At 54.6% G+C, this 17602-nt stretch carries 16 protein-coding genes; 2 read left to right on the top strand and 14 right to left on the bottom strand.

Annotated elements, in window-relative coordinates; genetic code table 11:
- Nucleotides 1-114: 114 nt before the first annotated feature.
- The 8 genes from KJI95_RS18465 to KJI95_RS18430 form a co-directional block, all read right to left on the bottom strand.
- A complete protein-coding gene (locus tag KJI95_RS18465) occupies nt 115-1851 on the bottom strand; it encodes a sodium:solute symporter family protein (protein WP_214508680.1) in 1737 nt (578 codons plus the stop codon).
- A gap of 11 nt (nt 1852-1862) precedes the next feature.
- On the bottom strand, nt 1863-2129 hold the full coding sequence (locus KJI95_RS18460) for a DUF4212 domain-containing protein (protein WP_214508679.1): 267 nt from the start codon (nt 2127-2129) through the stop codon (nt 1863-1865).
- 254 nt (nt 2130-2383) lie between these two features.
- Entirely contained in the window at nt 2384-2986 is a 603-nt protein-coding gene (locus KJI95_RS18455; RefSeq protein ID WP_250885953.1) for a thiol:disulfide interchange protein DsbA/DsbL, read from the bottom strand.
- Between the two features lie 183 nt (nt 2987-3169).
- Nucleotides 3170-4048: an SDR family oxidoreductase gene (locus tag KJI95_RS18450; protein WP_349356758.1), complete on the bottom strand. Its 879-nt coding sequence runs from the start codon at nt 4046-4048 to the stop codon at nt 3170-3172.
- A 379-nt stretch (nt 4049-4427) separates the two neighbouring features.
- The gene (locus KJI95_RS18445) at nt 4428-5645 is read right to left on the bottom strand and encodes an HD-GYP domain-containing protein (RefSeq protein ID WP_250885951.1); all 1218 of its coding nucleotides are present in this window, start codon (nt 5643-5645) and stop codon (nt 4428-4430) included.
- A 392-nt stretch (nt 5646-6037) separates the two neighbouring features.
- Nucleotides 6038-6517, bottom strand: a complete 480-nt coding sequence (locus tag KJI95_RS18440; RefSeq protein ID WP_214508677.1) for a DUF2919 domain-containing protein — start codon at nt 6515-6517, stop codon at nt 6038-6040.
- Nucleotides 6518-6913: 396 nt separating this feature from the next.
- Nucleotides 6914-7924 carry a protease SohB gene (sohB, locus tag KJI95_RS18435; protein ID WP_214508676.1) on the bottom strand — a complete coding sequence of 337 codons (1011 nt, stop codon included), beginning with the start codon at nt 7922-7924 and terminating at the stop codon, nt 6914-6916.
- 161 nt (nt 7925-8085) lie between these two features.
- Nucleotides 8086-10563: a VolA/Pla-1 family phospholipase gene (locus KJI95_RS18430; RefSeq protein WP_214508675.1), complete on the bottom strand. Its 2478-nt coding sequence runs from the start codon at nt 10561-10563 to the stop codon at nt 8086-8088.
- Nucleotides 10564-10824: 261 nt separating this feature from the next.
- Here KJI95_RS18430 and KJI95_RS18425 point away from each other — a divergent pair, with 261 nt between their 5' ends.
- Together KJI95_RS18425 and KJI95_RS18420 are read left to right on the top strand one after the other, a co-directional pair.
- Nucleotides 10825-11562, top strand: coding sequence for a YciK family oxidoreductase (locus KJI95_RS18425; RefSeq protein ID WP_214508674.1), 738 nt, complete (start codon nt 10825-10827; stop codon nt 11560-11562).
- 70 nt (nt 11563-11632) lie between these two features.
- Nucleotides 11633-12544 (top strand): M14 family metallopeptidase, encoded by a 912-nt coding sequence (locus tag KJI95_RS18420; protein WP_214508673.1) that lies wholly within the window; start codon nt 11633-11635, stop codon nt 12542-12544.
- A gap of 105 nt (nt 12545-12649) precedes the next feature.
- On the opposite strand, the gene KJI95_RS18415 is transcribed toward KJI95_RS18420, so the two are convergent.
- The 6 genes from KJI95_RS18415 to rnm form a co-directional block, all read right to left on the bottom strand.
- Complete coding sequence (locus tag KJI95_RS18415) at nt 12650-13576, bottom strand: exo-alpha-sialidase (RefSeq protein WP_214508672.1); 927 nt, start codon at nt 13574-13576, stop codon at nt 12650-12652.
- 119 nt (nt 13577-13695) lie between these two features.
- Nucleotides 13696-14604, bottom strand: coding sequence for a 23S rRNA pseudouridine(2605) synthase RluB (rluB, locus tag KJI95_RS18410; protein ID WP_214508671.1), 909 nt, complete (start codon nt 14602-14604; stop codon nt 13696-13698).
- Nucleotides 14597-15193, bottom strand: coding sequence for an SMC-Scp complex subunit ScpB (gene scpB / locus KJI95_RS18405; RefSeq protein WP_214508670.1), 597 nt, complete (start codon nt 15191-15193; stop codon nt 14597-14599). Before scpB ends, rluB begins: the two co-directional genes overlap by 8 nt.
- On the bottom strand, nt 15193-15981 hold the full coding sequence (locus KJI95_RS18400; protein WP_214508669.1) for a segregation and condensation protein A: 789 nt from the start codon (nt 15979-15981) through the stop codon (nt 15193-15195). The genes scpB and KJI95_RS18400 overlap by 1 nt, the downstream gene beginning before the upstream one ends.
- 143 nt (nt 15982-16124) lie before the next feature.
- The gene (locus KJI95_RS18395) at nt 16125-16745 is read right to left on the bottom strand and encodes an L-threonylcarbamoyladenylate synthase (protein WP_214508668.1); all 621 of its coding nucleotides are present in this window, start codon (nt 16743-16745) and stop codon (nt 16125-16127) included.
- Nucleotides 16742-17602: an RNase RNM gene (gene rnm, locus KJI95_RS18390; RefSeq protein WP_214508667.1), complete on the bottom strand. Its 861-nt coding sequence runs from the start codon at nt 17600-17602 to the stop codon at nt 16742-16744. The genes KJI95_RS18395 and rnm overlap by 4 nt, the downstream gene beginning before the upstream one ends.

Below are 17602 nucleotides of genomic sequence, written 5' to 3'. Positions count from 1 at the left end.
TCACTATACGACCATAGTAAAATCCAACAGCCGATGGCGTGGGCATAAAAACAAAAACGGCGCCGAAGCGCCGTTTTTACCTGATTGATGTTAGGTCAATCGTTCGAGCGATTATCAGTGATCCGAAGCTTCGCCGGCACCTTTAGGGAAGCGGATAGAGTCAACCATCGCTTCTACATGGGCAGGCACAGCGGCAGTCAGCTTGGCAACCAGCGCAGCAACTACGAAGTTCACAATCATACCAATCATACCGATACCTTCCGGAGAGATCCCGAACAGCCAGTTGGCTGGGATGTTGCCGGTTGGGTTAACAAACTTGAAGTACACGATGTAGCAAGTGGTGAAGGCAAGACCTGCCACCATACCGGCAATCGCGCCTTCTTTGTTCATCTTCTTGGAGAAGATCCCCATAACGATGGCAGGGAACAGTGACGATGCCGCCAGACCGAAGGCAAAGGCCACTACCGCCGCCACAAAGCCGGGTGGGTTAACGCCGAAGTAACCGGCAATTACGATACCCACGGCCGCCGCGATACGGGCATACAGCAGCTCCTGCTTGTCAGAAATGTTCGGCGCAAAGCCTTTCTTCATCAGGTCGTGAGAAACCGAGGTCGAGATAACCAGCAGCAGACCGGCAGAGGTTGACAGCGCGGCAGCCAGACCACCCGCAGCCACCAGCGCGATTACCCAGGCTGGCAGGTTGGCGATTTCAGGGGTAGCCAGTACGATGATGTCGTTGTCGATTTTCATCTCGTTAGGCGCAGCAGCGTCTTCAATCTTGCCTTTGCCGTAGTACATCAGGCCATCGGCGTTTTTGTCTTCCCACTTGATAAGACCGGTTTTTTCCCAGTTCTGAACCCAACCTGGTGCCTGCTCATGGGCAACACCCTTGCCGTCGGTGCCATTGATGGTTTCAATCATGTTTACGCGGGAGAAGGCTGCCAGTGCAGGTACAGTGGTGTACATGATGGCGATAAATACCAGCGCCCAGCCAGCGCTAGAGCGAGCATCTTTTACCCTTGGAACGGTAAAGAAGCGCACAATCACGTGTGGCAGACCGGCAGTACCGACCATCAGCGCAGCAGTAATGGCGAACACGTCAATCATGCTCTTGGAGCCGTCGGTGTAGGGCGCAAGACCAAGCTCAGTCGACAGACCATCGAGCTTATCCAGCAGATACACACCGGTACCGTTGCCAGCCGCATCAATCAGCTCAGCACCAAAACCAATCTGTGGTAGCACATGACCTGTCATCATCACCGACAGGAAAATCGCAGGCACCATGAAGGCGAAAATCAGCACGCAGTACTGGGCAACCTGAGTGTAGGTAATACCCTTCATACCGCCGAGTACGGCGTAGAAGAACACCACAGCCATACCTATGTATACGCCGGTGTCCACTTCCACTTCGAGGAAGCGGGAGAACACCACGCCCACGCCGCGCATCTGGCCGGCAATGTAGGTAAAGCAGATGAAGATGGCACAAACTACAGCCACAGTGCGGGCGGCCTGGGAGTAATAGCGCTCACCGATAAAGTCAGGCACGGTAAACTTGCCAAACTTACGCAGGTAGGGTGCCATACACAGCGCCAGCAGCACGTAGCCACCGGTCCAACCCATCAGGTACACAGAGCCGTCGTAACCGGCAAAGGAGATGATCCCCGCCAGTGAAATAAACGATGCAGCCGACATCCAGTCAGCGGCAGTCGCCATACCATTCATTACAGGGGGCACGCCGCCACCGGCGACGTAAAATTCTTTGGTTGAACCAGCTTTGGTCCAAATAGCGATACCGATATACAGGGCGAAAGAAAGCCCCACAATCAGGTATGTCAGAGTTTGAACATCCATCGCAGTGCTCCTCAGTCTTCGTGAACGTTATATTTTTTATCGAGTGCGTTCGCTTTCGCTGCGTAGATAAAAATCAGCGCCACGAATACGTACATGGAACCCTGCTGAGCAAACCAGAATCCCAGTTTGAAGCCCATAAAGGTGATTTGGTTAAGCACATCCACCAGCAGAATGCCAAAGCCGTAAGATACGACAAACCAGACTGCCAACAGGGTGATCACCAGGCGAAGATTTTCGCGCCAGTAACCCTGTGCCTTTTCGTTGCTTTCGAATGCCATTGTTGTGACTCCCCTGTGTTTTAATAATTAAGTTAAGTCAGGGTTAATCTAGCAAGGCGAAGTGTGACCTCAATCACGACCTTAGTCTAAGTTGCAATTGCGACCTACACCAATATAGCTTTAACTGTTTGTTTTTAATTCAATTAAGCCAAATACACAGCAAGTTGCTAAACCGTTTTTTTACCCGCTGTGCGACCTAGGTCTAACAAACAAAAACGCCCGGCAAGGCCGGGCGCGTTTAACTGCATAGATAATCAGAGCTTGGCGACAAACTTCACCAGCGCCGCCAGCTCCTCACTGCTGCGGCCCTGAATATTGAGCATGTATTTGCCGTTAACCAGAAGGCTTGGTACGCCGCTTATTCCTGATAACGCCGTTTGATTGTCATACCCCATCAGGGTAAAGCTGCGATCGGCGGAGGCCAGCGCCTTGTCAATGTCGGCTGCGGCTATGCCCTGCCCTTCAAAAAAGCGCTTTACGTCGGCTTCAGTTGCAAAGGGCGCAAGCTCCTGCACCTGTTTAAAAATCGCGCCATGGCTTTGCTCGGTCACTTTAAAGGTTTGCGCCAGATAATAAGCAAGCTGGCTTAATTGCCAGGCCGGACGCCCCGCGCCCACCGGCGTGCGCTCAAAACTGACGTCGCTGCCAAGCTGTTTAACCACGGGTGACAGCGTGTGCTCCATCCGGTAACAATGGGGACAGTTATAGGAGAAAAACTCCCGCACCACCGGTGTTTTGGCCTCAGGGAAACCCTCGACCTTGACGTAATCTTTCCCTTCGACAAAATCGGCCGCAAACAGGGCCGCAGACATCAGCAGCCCTGCGAGTAATGCTGAGCCCTTCAATATCAAGCGCATAGAAATGTCCTTCTCTCGGTTATTATTGTGTAAACCCACTGTCACTGTGGCCGCTGATGGCGATGATGCGGCCACTTTTTAGCTAAGCTAGTTATACCACCGGTTTGCCAGACCGGAGCCTCGCTTAAAAAAGCTTTCACGCCATGTACTATTCACTTAAAACGCCATTTACTTAAAAGCCATTCACTTAAAAGCATGCGCGTCCTGAAGCAGCGCCATCGGATCGCAATAGCGATACTCAAAACCATGAACACGGCAAATCAGGCTGCCATCGATGGTTTTGCCGCCTTTATTATCCTGAGCATCCGCTGCACTATCCGCTAAATCGTCCGCTACAAAATCGGGTAGCGGCAAACCGGCCAACCGTGCAGCCTCGGTATAAAATGTCTTTTTATCCGGATGGATGGGCGCGCAAAGGTTGTACACGGCTTCCACATCTGGGGCTGATATCAATAACTGCACCGCCGCTATGCAATCCGCCAGATGCACCAGGTTAACGGGCATATTTGCACCGCCAACGCAGGTTTTACCGGCAAAGAAGCGGCCGGGATGACGCCCGGGGCCAACAAGCCCGGCAAAACGCACCACTGTGGTATTGAGTCCGGCAAACAGCGTCTCGGCGCCAAGCAGCACAGCCGCCACAGGCGAGTGCACACAGGCGTCGCTTTCTGTCATGGTTTGCACCAGATCAGGATAAACGCCCGTGGTACTGATAAAGATAAGCCGCTTCGGGGCGGTTTTCATCGCAACAATCAAGCGTGACAGGCGCTCAAGGTAGCCGCTGTCACCGCGCCGAAGCCCCGGCGGCAGGTTTATCACCAGCACATCGGCATCAAGCAGCGCGGGCGACGCAGCGTCATCGGTGTCAAGGTCCAGCAAATAGGCCTCAATCCCGAGGGTGCTTAACATGGCCACCCCCTCAGGACTGCGCTTACAGCCCTTAACGGCATAACCCTGCCTTCGCAATTGCTGCGCCAGCGGCAAACCAAACCAACCACAACCAATTACACTGACCGACGGCAGCGTGTTAGTTAAAACAGCAGCACTGGATACTGAAGACATAAACCTTTGCAAAACCAGCCAATAGAAGTGGCATTCAGGATACGCAGGCTGGATGAAAACTCAAGTATCGCCTGAGCAAATCAGCGCGTAGGTACGAACAGACGGGAATGAAATAACGGGAGTGATGTGACGAGAGTGATATGACGAGAGTGATCTGACGGTGTCAAGTGCACTGCCGGCTTTCCCCTCGCCTTTCACCGGACGCTACACCGTCTAAGATGACAAACACGCTAAAAGGAGTGGCACATGCCAACTTCAGCAAACCAAAAGGAAGACACGCGCGACAAGGAGGCTGTGGTCGACAAAGAAGCCCCCGCACCAAGAAGAAACAGCAGAAGAAGCAGGGATCACCAGAACGAAGACACGCGGCAAACAGCCGTTATGCCTCAAGGGCAGCAAAGTAAAAATTGATTGGCGCCTCGGCCTGCAAGGTTCGCATCGCCGCCTCGGAAAGCTCTTCGACCTTAAGCACCCTGTCGATACTCACATCTTCATTGATAAGTAACCTAAGCCCGGCATCGCCGCCGGCACTGTTACAGGACCACACCTTGGGCTGCTTTACTTCACGGGTGGTCATCATCACCTTGCCCACAGAGCCATCGGACAATTGCACCAGGGTGCCTGGGGGATAAATGCCAAGCACCTTCACCAGGGTCGAAATCAGCATCTCGTCATGCTTACCGGCGCGATTTTTGAAGAGGTAACCCAGCGCCACCTGCGGTGAGGCGATGCTAAGGGCAGTCAGCTGAAACTCAAAGTCATTGGCAAGGGCAACAATTTGGGTGGTCAGCGGCATCTTTTTTGCGGTCAAACCATCAGGGAAACCCGTGCCATCAATAAACTCATGATGATGGCGCACTATGTGCAATACCGCCTCAGGAAAAAGCCCGCTGCGGGACAACATCTCATGGCCATAGTTGGGGTGCTGGTTGATAAAGTTCTGCTCCTGCGGTGTCAGCGCGCCGCGTTTACGGCGGATGTTATCAGGCACCTTGAGTTTGCCTATGTCGTGCAGCAGGGCGCCAAGGGCAATGTCGCGCATCTCTTTTTTCGGCAAATCCAGCACTTTGGCAATCATCAGCGACAGCACAGCAACGCTGATGCCATGTTGGGTAATGGATGGCCCCGCATCGCCACTGCTCACCAGCGCCAGATAGGCTTCTTCAAACTCAAACAGATGCTCCAGCATCTGCTCAACCAGGGTGGCTGACACGCGGTAGGCGCCCTCAGGATCGCTGCCAAGCTTGCTTACCAGAGTTCGTGCCTCATTGACACAGGTTAAAAAACGGCGCTGGCTGTTGCGGATAGCAACTCTTGCCTCAAAACGATGATCGCGCTCGTGCAGTTCTTCGCCGCCGTCGTCATCATCCTCGAGGGTAACTTCTTCTTTTGGTACATCGGCATCCAGCAGCTCAGCACCGGCCAGCACCAGCACGTGGCTCACCTTGAGGGCACGGATCATGTCGATTTGAGCCTGCTCTTTAAGCTCAATGCGATTGATGAGAAACGGGTGCTCAGTCCAGGACAGGGGTAACTTGACTGTCAGCCCCAACCTAAGCTCGGTCACCGGAATGGAGATGGGCTTATTCTTCGACAAACCGGGCCTCCGCGGCAGATATTGTTCTTTACATTGCTGACAACTGAAAATTACATACGCCAATGCCATGAAATAAAAGCGTAATTCTTCAATTGTCACAACGCAAATAATCTACTCAAACTTTTGTCTGGCCGATCGCAATTCCGCCAATTATTTTACAACACAGCCACAATGGATATTGCATACATTATTCAATGATGTGATAATGCCGCCGCTGTCACAGTTCTCTCACCCCGAGCTCTGTGGTGGTTTTTGTGTTGCTGTCAATTGTCCAAGGTTGCGGTAAGTTACTCAGCCAATGGAATATATTACGTTTGTTGGTCAGCAAAGCCTGGAAATTCCAACGCTTTGCCGATATTGGCGCTGCTTCGGCAGCGCTTTTTTTTGAGGATTTACTGCTGGATGATGGGTTTAGCCCAGTCTTTGAAATACAGCGAGAGGTGTTGTGACTTGGCAAGATAAAGGGCGAACCAGAATACCAGCACCGCATCCATGGCCGCAGTCCAGCTGAACAGATAATCGGTCGAGATAAGCCGGCTTATCAATAAGCCCGCCTCAACCAGAAGCAAAGGCCAAAGCAGCCACTTCATCCGGCTGAAACTGCCCCTTGCCCACTCGGGGCGCCTCTTACGCTCAAGCAGCACCAGAACGTAACACAGCACAGCTCCCACACCCGAAGCGAGCGCCAGCAAAAACGCTTCTTTTTGTGGATAAAACAGCCTCACCAGACCGGCTCGGTCGTTAAACTGGGTAAGTGATGCAATAAACACCAGCCAGCCCCGCCCCAAAAAGGCCAGCAGCAAGTATAAAAACAGCGGCGGACGGATATGGCCTTTATCATCGACCCAGCGAATATGTTCAAAGGTAAGCAATGTTTATCCCTGCGCGCAGCCCGATGCCGCGCCTGTGCATCCTGTTATCTTGTAAATGTGGGCGCAATGTCGCAGATTCAAGCGTGTGAGCAGAGATCCCCGCCTAAAGGCACAGTTTTAAGCATGAAGGCGCAGAGTGAAGCCGGAAGGCAAAGCGTGCAGCACAGGCGCAATCGCTGCGCAACATACTCAATCGGCGCGCAACATGCTCAAACGCTGGGCAAACAAAAGCCCGCTGGGGCGGGCTTTGCTGGTGCAGACTTTGTTGATGCAGGCTGTGCCGGGTTAAGGTGCTGATTAAAAAGCCTTAAAGACCTGTGAAAGTGCAGCATCAGCGCCAAACATCAGAGCCAAACATCAGAACCCAACATCTTCGCCAGGCATCAAGCCTACAGATTATGGCAAGGGCCGGTTTCTTTCCATCAGTCTGTCGACAATCGCAGCGACCGACATAGACGCGCCGTGGGCAAACTTATCGGCCAGCTTTTTCTTTTGCTGATAACGCACTTTTATGAGAGTACGCTCTGAGGCCGCCTTCAAAATCAAGTCGTCACTGGTGCTGATGTCATCAATCAGCCCAAGTGCCAGCGCCTGCTGCCCATACCAGTGCTCACCGGTGGCCACCTTGGATAAATCAAGCGCCGGGCGGTATTTGGCTACAAAAGCTTTAAACAGCTCATGGGTTTCCTCAAGCTCTTCACGAAACTTCTGCCGGCCTTCTTCGGTATTTTCACCAAAGAGTGTCAGGGTGCGTTTGAAATCACCGGCGGTGTGCTGCTCGTAATCGATATCATGTTTTTTAAGCAGGCGGTTGAAGTTTGGCAGCTGCGCCACTACCCCAATCGAGCCCACAATCGCGAACGGCGCGGCGTAGATGCGGTTGGCGACGCAGGCCATCATATAGCCGCCGCTGGCTGCGACTTTGTCGATACACACGGTCAGCGGAATATTGGCCTGACGCAGGCGGTCAAGCTGGCTTGATGCCAATCCGTAGCCGTGCACCATACCGCCGCCGCTTTCCACATTCACCAGCACATCATCACCGGGCTCGGCGACTGTCAGTACGGCGGTGATTTCTTCCCTGAGTGATGCCACTTCATGGGCATCGATGCTGCCTTTAAAATCAAGCACAAAGGTGCGCGGCTTGACACTGTCGTCATTCTCCTGCGCCTTTTCTTCGGCTTTTTTTGCCTTTTCGTAGGCTTTGAGCGCTTTTTTATCGAGCAGCTCATGCTTGAGGTGATCTTTAAGCTCGGCCAAATCGTCGGAGACATTGGTCAGCACCAGCTCGCCCTTCTCCCCTTTGGCCTTGGCCGCAAAGGTCACAATCAGCAGCAGCGCACCAACAGCCACCACCAGAGTCAGGGCCTTAGCCAGAAACAATCCGTACTCGTATAAAAATTCCAAAAGACGCTCCATCGGTAACACAGGCCCCATCGACAAGGCGAGGAGCAATCCAGACGCGAGGCACCGAGCTTCGCGTAAAATTGGCGCTATTCTAACAAGTTGTTCAATAAAACCAACAAAAAACCGGCCATAAAGGCCGGTTTCATCAGTCGTTTAGCGATTTATTCGCACGCTTTGAGCACGCTGGCATCGTTCACCAGAATGGTGGCTGAACCCGCGGCAGCCGACTTGGCAAATCCCGCTACCTGCCACTGCATTTCGGCGGTTGCTGCCGCCGCCATGCCGTCGGTGGCTTCGTTCTCGTCGGGGCTCACGATAGAGCTGTGATGGCCCTTGATAAAGCGAACCGCACCAGAGCCAGCCTGAGTCGCATCGCGGCACTCGAGGCCAAGGGTGGCAATCAAAGGCTCTGTACCCGACAGCGGGAAGCCATCGACACTGTTGGGCAGCACCTGATCCGGCAGGTTACCGTTACCATCACCAACCACTTCTATCAGATGCACCGGCAAACCGGTCGCCTTCAACATCGAAGCGTGGTTCACAGGGTCAATGGAATCAACACCGGTCTGAATGGCAAAGGCAAAGCTTGGAATAAAGGCGGCATAAACCTGCTGCACCAGCGCGGCATATTCAGGGCTGCCCGGGGCAAACCCGCCCACATTCGCCTTGTCGACCTGCGCCTTGAACTCAGGCGTGGCGGTAATGGTTTGGAACAGTACCGGGCCAAAGGTGGCTGAGCCTGCAAACGAACCGGCCAAACCGCCCGATGGCGCTACCAGCGAGGCTGCGGTAATGCCGTAGGCGTTAGGCAGACTTGCACCGCTCGCCGGATCGCGAAGACCGGTCGACGCGTAAGTAGCAAAGTTAGTGTTGACGATACCGCCAAGGCTCAGGCCCTGAGACGACACTTTACTGACATCAAACACCTGTGGCTGCTTGGCCGCCGCCATTGCCTCGTAAAAACCGGTCAGCGCGAGGCGCAGCGCCAGATGATCCACCACCGCCTGACGGAAGTTATCCCGCACCGACAGTGAGCTTGCGATATTCACAAACGCCAGTGGGTTGCCGTTTTTGAATGCATCCGGCTTGCCGATGGCATCGCCAAAGGATGGGTCGCTGGCGGACACTTCATAAATGCCGTCTTTGTTAGCGTCAAAACCGCGTGCGCCGTGCAGTGGCATATCGATGGCGATGGTGGCCACTCCGACACCGGCGTAGCTGCCAGCGTAGGCGAGCGCCATTTCTTTACCGCCGCCAAGGCCGTGCATGGCAATGTTCACCGGCCAGCCGTTGGTTGGGGGCACAAAGGTTTGGCCCTGAGCCTCGGTAAAGGCTTTGAGCTTTGCCACATCCGGAATGGTGATAAGCACAGGCACGGTTTCATAGGTCTTGGGTGCCGGAATAGGGTTGAACTTGGTGACGTGGCGGGTTTTGTCCGCGGCTGTGCCGTCATCGAGTTTAAACTGTTTACCCGCCAGCAGCGCCGGATTGGCAAGTGCCGCAGCCGGATCGGTAATGCCCTGGGCAACCGCCTGTGCGCCATAGTTTTGCTGGCTCAGGGTACCGGCCTGCAGCGCAAGCAGCACAGACACAGGGCTGTCGCCAAGGGCAGTCCAGCGGCCGTTAATCTTGGGCTTCATGTCGGCGGTCAAACAGCCATTGGAAGAGCAATCACCGTAAATGGGCAGTTTGAGGGTGGTGGTGTAGACATCAGCAAGATTACCGAGCACATAGGCAATACCCATGTCAGGGGTCAGTCCTGCCATCTGCGATACTGTCATGCCGGTTGGCGTTGGCGCTGCGAAACCTGGCTTGAAGGCAGGGTTACTGGCCATCAGCAGTTTTAAGGTTTCGTAGGCAGGATTTACCGACTGAGTGGTAAAAATGGCAGAGTAGCTGATGCTTGCTTTATCAACGCCCTTTGAATCGAGCGCATTTTCATAGCTGTTGACCAGCGCCTGCAAGCCGCGCTGGGCCTCGGTGCCAAGCGGATGAGTCGTGATATCCATCTTAACCGATGCATAGGTTGAAGAAGCTGCCACCGGGCGGCCTTCAGAGTCTTCAATCCGATTGGTGGTGGCATACAGGTAAGAAGTACCGGCTTTGAGCGGTTTCAGCGGCACTATGACTATCTTGTTGCCGACAGCCTTGCTGACAAAATCGACCCCAAACTGAAGTTCATCGCCAATCTTACAGGCCGAAACCGAGGGTTTGGCTTTACATTCCGCATCGGACGACAGCGCGCCGCCAACAGTGGCTTCAAACACGCGCACGGCACCAGGCTGCATCACAGAAGCTTCATTGAGGGTAAGCTTATTGCCACTGTGGTCGGACGACGGCGCAAAATCAATGGAGATAGGCTGGGTAGTTGACCAACCGTCGAGGGCGCCCAAGGCGTATTGCGGATTGGTGTAGTCGCCGCCCTGCTCGCCCGGAATGTTCAGGGTGCCATCGAGGGTGCCACTGAACAGCAGATCGTTTGGAAGCGGAACCAGGCCTTTAGCCGGGTCAAACACCAAATGAGATTCAGGGATCAACGGCTCAATATTTTCCTTGAGCTCATTAACACTGTCCTCACCGCCGCAGCCAGAGAGTCCCAAGGCAGACGCGATTGCCATACCCAGAATGAGTCTTTTCATCTTTTTTCCCCAAATCTTGTTGTAATAATTTTGTTTTCACCAAGAAATTGGTCACAATAGCCGATATTGCGAAGCCAACCGGACCTATGGTTGTCCGTAACTCGTTTCAACTTAACGCAAAAATATTGAGTTCGCTACATTTTTGTCACACATAATCATGGCGCGTAACCACAATATACAGTCAATTGTTTGAAACAGTTGTTTGACTCAAGAAATCCCCCAATATTGACGGGACGTTGCGCCAAGAGGAAGTTCAAATCCATGTTGGAATATCAAGTTGCACCCGATGCCCTGAAAGGCAAAACAATTCTGGTTACCGGTGCCGGTGACGGTATCGGCCGCGTTGCGGCGCTCGCTTACGCTGCCCATGGCGCCACTGTCATTTTGCTTGGCAGAACGGTTAAAAAGCTGGAAGCCGTTTATGATGAAATCGAAGCCGCCGGTTACCCAACTCCGGCCATAGTGCCACTCGATATGAAAGGTGCCAGCGAGCAAAACTACCGCGACATGGCCGAAACCATCGAAGAGCAATTTGGCCAGCTTGATGGCGTACTGCACAACGCCAGCGTGCTCGGGGTGCTTGGCCCGTTTGAACATATCGATTTGGCCTCACTCGAAGAAGTGATGAAGGTCAACGTGACCGCCCAGGCCATCATGACCAAGCATCTGCTCAAGGTGCTGCGTAAAGCGCCGCTGGCGTCAGTGGTGTTTACCTCTAGTGGCGTTGGCCGCACCGGCCGTGCCTACTGGGGCCCCTACTCCTTCTCCAAGTTTGCCACCGAAGGCATGATGCAGGTGCTCGCCCACGAGTGCGACGGTACCAATGTGCGCGCCAACAGTATCAACCCCGGTGCCACACGCACCAAGATGCGCGCCAATGCGTATCCGGGTGAAGATCCGCAAACCCTGAAAACCGCCGAAGAGCTGATGCCGCTCTATGTTTATCTGATGGCCGATGCCAGTAAAGATAGTAACGGCCAGGCGTTCAGCGCCCAATAAGCCGCTTTATCAAGGCCCGCCGATGCGGGCCTTGTTCTCACCACTTAACACCATAAAAAGACTCAAGACCATGACCACTCCCTACCCTATCGGCACGCCGGGTACGCCCTGGACTGACAGCGAAAAAACCGCCTGGTTCCAGGCCCAAACCGTGAAACGCAGCTACCGTGAAGAAGTGTTAAGCCGCATTCTGCCCCTTGGCGAGCGCTTTACTCTTGAGCGCTATGGCGCGCTGTCGATTGCTCCGGATGAGTTTCCGCTCTATGCGGTAAAAAACCAGTGGCAAGACGGGCTGCCACTCGCGCTGGTGACCGGCGGCGTGCACGGCTACGAAACCAGTGGCGTGCAGGGTGCGCTCGATTTTTTGCATCATCACGCCGATGACTACGCTGGCAAGGTCAATCTGCTGATAGCCCCCTGTATCAGCCCCTGGGCGTATGAAATCATTAACCGCTGGAACCCAAAAGCGGTAGACCCTAACCGCTCCTTCGTGCCTGACAGCCCATCGGAAGAATCGGCCGCGCTGCTTGCGCTGGTTGCACCTGTTAAAGACAAGGTGCTGATGCACATCGACCTGCACGAAACCACCGACAGCGACGAAAGTGAATTCCGCCCGGCGCTGGCTGCCCGCGACGGCAAAGCCTACGAGCCAGACATCATCCCCGATGGTTTTTATTTGGTAGGCGACAGCGAAAACCCGCAGGAAGGCTTTCAAAAAGCCATTATTGACGCGGTTGAAAAAGTGACCCATATAGCGCCGCCGGATGACAAGGGCAATATCATAGGCTCGCTTGTGGTGCAGCACGGGGTGATTAACTATCCGGTGAAGGCGCTGGGCCTGTGCGCAGGGATCACCAATGCCCGCTTTACCACCACCACCGAGGTGTATCCCGACAGCCCCAAGGCAACCGCCGAAGAATGTAATGCCGCGCAGGTGGCCGCCATTCGCGCTGCGCTGGACTATATGCTGGCGCATCAATAAGCAGCACATGGTTAACGGTAAAAAAGCAAAACGGCAGCCCAGGCTGCCGTTTTTGTTACTCAGTCATTTCACAGATAGCGACAGGCGCTCACTTATACTGACACCCTATTCAAGCTTTAGCCTTGCGAAATAAATTGCGGTTTTGCCCTCGTGGCTAGAGTAGTAACTTATCTTAAGCTCCTCTGAAGGACCATCCATCACCACTCCGGCGTAACTGGTATCACCGCCGGAAGGCAGCGCCAGATGCTCGGCCACATGGCCTGTGGTTTCACAAATTTCCACCAGCGAGGTACGCACCCGCTCGTTGTAGAGGCGCACAATGGCAAGCAGGCGCCCGCGCCAACGAAACGCCACCGGGCCGCCGATGCGGCAATCAAGCTCAAGCCAGGACCAGTCAGTATAAGGCGCAGAAGACTTGCCAAGGAGTGCGTTTTTACGCTCATCCCACACAGGATCGCGCCGAAGCAGGCAGGTAAATTCGCCGTTTTCAATGCACAGGCCTGACTCGTTAACGTAACCTTCACTGCTTAAGGGCGCCACCAGCGCCTTAAAATCCGTGCCGTACAGCATGTCGGAGGAAGGCGCGGCGTGATACAGACGCACATCGCCATCGGCGCCGGGGCGATAAGCCACGCCATAAACCCCGCCATCGATTTCAATCACCCGCCACAGCCAGTAGCCGATATCGGCGCACTCCTCTGCTTCCGACCATGCCATCGCATCAAGCGAGCGCCACATAAGTGAGCGAAGCGGCTTGCCTTTTACCGCAAGGGCGCCAAAGAGATAAAGCCTGCCCTTAAAGACCAGCAGCCGTGCATCCCTAAGGTCGCCATCCGGATGGGTGATAAGTGAAATCGATTGCCAGCTATCGCCGCTATCTACCGACCTCAGCACCCTGAGCGCGCCATCCGGCGACACATGCTCGCTCGCTTCCCGAAAGGCGCAGTAAAGAGCGCCATTAAACTCAATCAGATCGGTAAAGGCATTATGGTCGGCCCTATCCCAAATCTTAACCGCAGCAAGGAGTTCCATCGGTTACCCTTGTCTCTTGTCCATGATTGCCTTTGGTATAACACAGATAAACGGCAAACACAGGCGCATAAAACACAAAAGGCCGCAAATGCGGCCTTTTGACAAGGGTACGGCAGCTATCAGCTGCGGGTACGGGTCGGCTTTGGACGCTTGGACGCAGGCTTGGCGGTTGCAGAAGCTGACGCCACGGCGCCCTTGCTCTTACGCACGGCACGGCGGATTTTGGCGCTGCGCACCTGAGTAGCGCGGGCCAAGCTGTGCTTGTCGGCACCGATCATGGAGCGGGTTTCAGGATCGAGCCCGGCCAGATGACGCAGGTAGTTCACCTGTTCAATCGGCAGCTCCATCCAGCCACCACGGGGCAAGGTCTTGGGCAGTTCAATCATGCCGTAACGCACGCGGATAAGGCGGCTTACCTGCACTTCCTGGGATTCCCAAAGACGGCGCACCTCACGGTTACGACCTTCACGCAGGCCCACATGCCACCACTGGTTCTGGCCTTCGCCGCCGGCGGCCTTGATGTAATCGAACTGAGCCGGACCATCTTCGAGCATCACGCCGGTGCGCAGCTTCTGGATGGTGAACTCAGAAATTTCACCAAAGGTACGCACCGCGTACTCACGCTCCACTTCGTTTGAAGGGTGCATCAGGCGGTTGGCAAGCTCACCGTCTGAGGTAAACAGCAGCAAACCCGAGGTGTTGATGTCCAGACGGCCCACGGCAACCCAGCGCGCATCACGCAGCTTGGGCAGACGGTCGAACACGGTTGGGCGGCCTTCGGGATCTTTGCGCGAGCAAATTTCGCCCTCGGGCTTATGATAAGCCAGCACCCGACAGATAATGTCTTCGGCAGACTTGATGGACACCTGACGGCCATCGATACGCACTTTGGCATCGGCGTCGACCCGGTCTCCGAGGTTGGCGATTTCGCCGTTGATACTCACTCGTCCTGCAGCAATCCATGCCTCCATCTCACGACGGGAGCCATGGCCTGCACGGGCCAAGACTTTCTGCAATTTTTCACTCATGAGTTAATTCTTCCTGCGGCTGTGGCAATTCAGTTTGCTTGCCAAACAGCGCATCCAATGACTCAAGATCAGCCAGCTCCGGTAAAGATGACAGACTGTCCAAGCCAAAATAGGCCAAAAATTCTGTAGTAGTGGCGTAAAGCGCCGGTCGTCCCGGTACCTCTTTGTGCCCTACCACTCTGATCCAGCGACGATCAGATAACGTTTTGAGGATATGGCTGCCAAGCGCCACGCCCCGTACCTGCTCTATGTCCCCCCGGGTGACCGGTTGGCGGTAAGCTATCACCGCCAGGGTTTCCAGCGTTGCCCGTGAATACTTGGGCGCCTTTTCCTGCCACAGGGTTTGCAGGTAAGGGTTCAGGGATTCCTGGGTTTGAAAGCGGTAACCGCCCGCCACCTTAACCAGATTGACACCCCGTTCCTGATAATCGACTATCAGCTCGGCAACGGCGCTGCTTATCCGCTCCCGTGACACGGCAAAAGGAGCAAGCACTCCTTCCCGTAAGGCTTTAATCGTTAAAGGCTTTTGCTGAACAAACAGGCAAGCCTCTATCAATTGTTTGAGCTGTATATTATTAATCTGTGCCATCAGGCTGCCTTGACATAAATGCCGCTGAGAGGCTCGGCCTGGTACAGCTCCACCAGACTTTCTTTCACCAGTTCCATCAGCGCAAGAAAACTCACCACCACCCCGGCGCGGCCTTCATCGATGTGAAACAGCCTGCCAAAGGGCGTAAATTGTTCATGGTTCAGCAGAGCCAAAATCTGGCTCATCCGCTCCCGGGTCGAGAGCGCTTCTTTTTTCACCTGATGATGTTCAAAGGCAGACGCCCGCTTAAGCACCTCGGCAAAGGCCAGCGCGAGCTCTTTAAGCGACACATCCGGCGGAATAATTTCAGGCCTAAGCCCCGGCGATGGTGCTGCACGGGCCTGATGCACATCACGCTCAAGCCGCGGCAAATCATCGAGTTTAAAGGCCGCCTCGCGAATGGCCTCGTAGGCCTTAAGCTGGCGAATAAGCCGGACTCTGGGGTCTTCCTCTTCTTCATCTTCCACCGCCATTTTCGGCAGCAGCAAACGGGATTTGATTTCCGCCAACGTTGCCGCCATCACCAGATAGTCGGCGGCAAGCTCGATGCGCGCATCGGTCAAAAGCTTAATGTATTCAAGGTACTGCGCCGCGATTGTCGTCAGCGGCAGCTCCACCACATCCAATTTTTGCTTACGGATAAGGTACAATAGCAAATCGAGCGGGCCTTCAAAGGCCTCCAGAAACACCTCAAGCGCCTCGGGCGGAATAAAGAGATCTGCCGGCAGCTCACTGACCGGCTCACCGCGAACCACGGCAAGCGGCAAACTTTGCTGTATGCCCTGCATTTATCCCCCCAACGCCGCTGCGCTGCCGGTTTGCGGCCAGTCGAACACAACCCGTCACAAACTCGAAAGCGCGCGATTATACCCGAATTCGGTCGCCCTTGAAAGGCAAGCACTTAACCAATCGACAGCACAAAAAGCACTTATCAGACAAACGGACTGATATCGCCCGCGCCCTCACGCACCACTTCAATGCTGTCTTCCGACATATCCACCACAGTGGTCGGACTCTCGGCAAGGTAGCCGCCGTGCAAAATGGCGTCCACCTGATGCTCAAGCGCATCGCGGATGGCCTCAGGATCTGACTCGGCAAACTCGGCGCCCGGCATCACCAGACTGGTCGACATCAAAGGCTCACCGAGGGCTTCGAGCAGCGCGAGCGCTATCACGTTGTCCGGCACGCGTATGCCGATGGTTTTCTTTTTATCGTTCTGCAAGCGGCGCGGCACTTCCTTGGTGGCCTTGAAAATAAAGGTATAAGGCCCGGGCGTGCAGTGCTTAACCAGCCTGAACGCCTGATTCTCGACCCGCGCATAGGTGGCGATTTCCGACAGATCGCGGCACATCAGCGAGAAGTGATGGTCCTGCTCCATCTGGCGAATGCGCACGATACGCTCCATGGCATTTTTATCGCCAATCAGACAGCCAAGGGCATAGCCGGAATCGGTGGGATACACAATCACGCCACCGGATTTAAGGATATTGACCGCCTGATCTATCAGGCGTTTTTGAGGATTAACCTCATGCACATAAAAGAACTGACTCACACTCGTGTCCCCCACGACTCAGTTTGCCACACCCAGGTGATACCGGGCGGCCGATATAAATTTTTGCCAAGTTCAATAAAACTGCCGGGAAAATGAAAATCGCTGCCAAGGCAACCGGCAAGGCCATTCTGATGGGACAGCGCCACCAGATTGGCGCGGTCTTCCAGCGTTTGCTGGCCAAGCACCACTTCCATGGCATCGCCGCCCGCTTCTTTAAACTCCCGCACCAGTTTTTTAAGCCACTTGGCTGAGAGCTTATAGCCGCTTGGATGCGCAAGCACCGCCACGCCGCCGGCTGCATGAATAATCTCAATGGCACTGGCCATATCGCCCCAATTATTGGGCACATAGCCGGTTTTATTGCGTGCAAGATAACGCTTGAACACCGATGCCATGTCTTTGGCAACGCCGCGTTCCACCAAAACCCGCGCATAGTGGCCGCGACTCACCGCCGCCGTGCCGGCAAGCTCACGGGCCCGCTCGTAGGTGCCTTCAATACCGGCCTTGGCGAGGCGCTCGCCGATTTCACGGGCGCGGGTGTCGCGCAGCGCACGCTGATTGGCAAGAAACTCAAGCAGCGGCACATGCTTACGGTCAAGATTCAAGCCGACAATATGGATATCGAAGCTGTGCCAGCGGGTGGATATTTCCGCGCCATCGATAAGGCTCAGTGGCGATGCGGCCGCACTATTGGCAAGGTGCGCCTCATCGAGACCATCGACCGTGTCATGATCGGTAATGGCAAGCATATCGACGCCGCAATCTATGGCGCGCCGGACCAAATCAGCCGGGCTCAGATGCCCGTCAGAGGCGGTGGAGTGACAGTGCAAATCCACCAGAAAATTTTCATCGTTCAT

It is taken from the genome of Shewanella jiangmenensis (assembly GCF_018596335.1).
GTDB classification, from domain to species: Bacteria; Pseudomonadota; Gammaproteobacteria; order Enterobacterales; family Shewanellaceae; genus Shewanella; species Shewanella jiangmenensis.
This window is presented reverse-complemented; position numbering and strand designations above follow the sequence as displayed.

Coding starts and splice junctions, on each gene's coding strand:
- KJI95_RS18465 (WP_214508680.1), bottom strand. CDS start 1,851: ATGGATGTTCAAACTCTGACATACCTGATTGTGGGGCTTTCTTTCGCC.
- KJI95_RS18460 (WP_214508679.1), bottom strand. CDS start 2,129: ATGGCATTCGAAAGCAACGAAAAGGCACAGGGTTACTGGCGCGAAAAT.
- KJI95_RS18455 (WP_250885953.1), bottom strand. CDS start 2,986: ATGCGCTTGATATTGAAGGGCTCAGCATTACTCGCAGGGCTGCTGATG.
- KJI95_RS18450 (WP_349356758.1), bottom strand. CDS start 4,048: ATGTCTTCAGTATCCAGTGCTGCTGTTTTAACTAACACGCTGCCGTCG.
- KJI95_RS18430 (WP_214508675.1), bottom strand. CDS start 10,563: ATGAAAAGACTCATTCTGGGTATGGCAATCGCGTCTGCCTTGGGACTC.
- KJI95_RS18425 (WP_214508674.1), top strand. CDS start 10,825: ATGTTGGAATATCAAGTTGCACCCGATGCCCTGAAAGGCAAAACAATT.
- KJI95_RS18420 (WP_214508673.1), top strand. CDS start 11,633: ATGACCACTCCCTACCCTATCGGCACGCCGGGTACGCCCTGGACTGAC.
- KJI95_RS18415 (WP_214508672.1), bottom strand. CDS start 13,576: ATGGAACTCCTTGCTGCGGTTAAGATTTGGGATAGGGCCGACCATAAT.
- rluB (WP_214508671.1), bottom strand. CDS start 14,604: ATGAGTGAAAAATTGCAGAAAGTCTTGGCCCGTGCAGGCCATGGCTCC.
- scpB (WP_214508670.1), bottom strand. CDS start 15,193: ATGGCACAGATTAATAATATACAGCTCAAACAATTGATAGAGGCTTGC.
- KJI95_RS18400 (WP_214508669.1), bottom strand. CDS start 15,981: ATGCAGGGCATACAGCAAAGTTTGCCGCTTGCCGTGGTTCGCGGTGAG.
- rnm (WP_214508667.1), bottom strand. CDS start 17,602: ATGAACGATGAAAATTTTCTGGTGGATTTGCACTGTCACTCCACCGCC.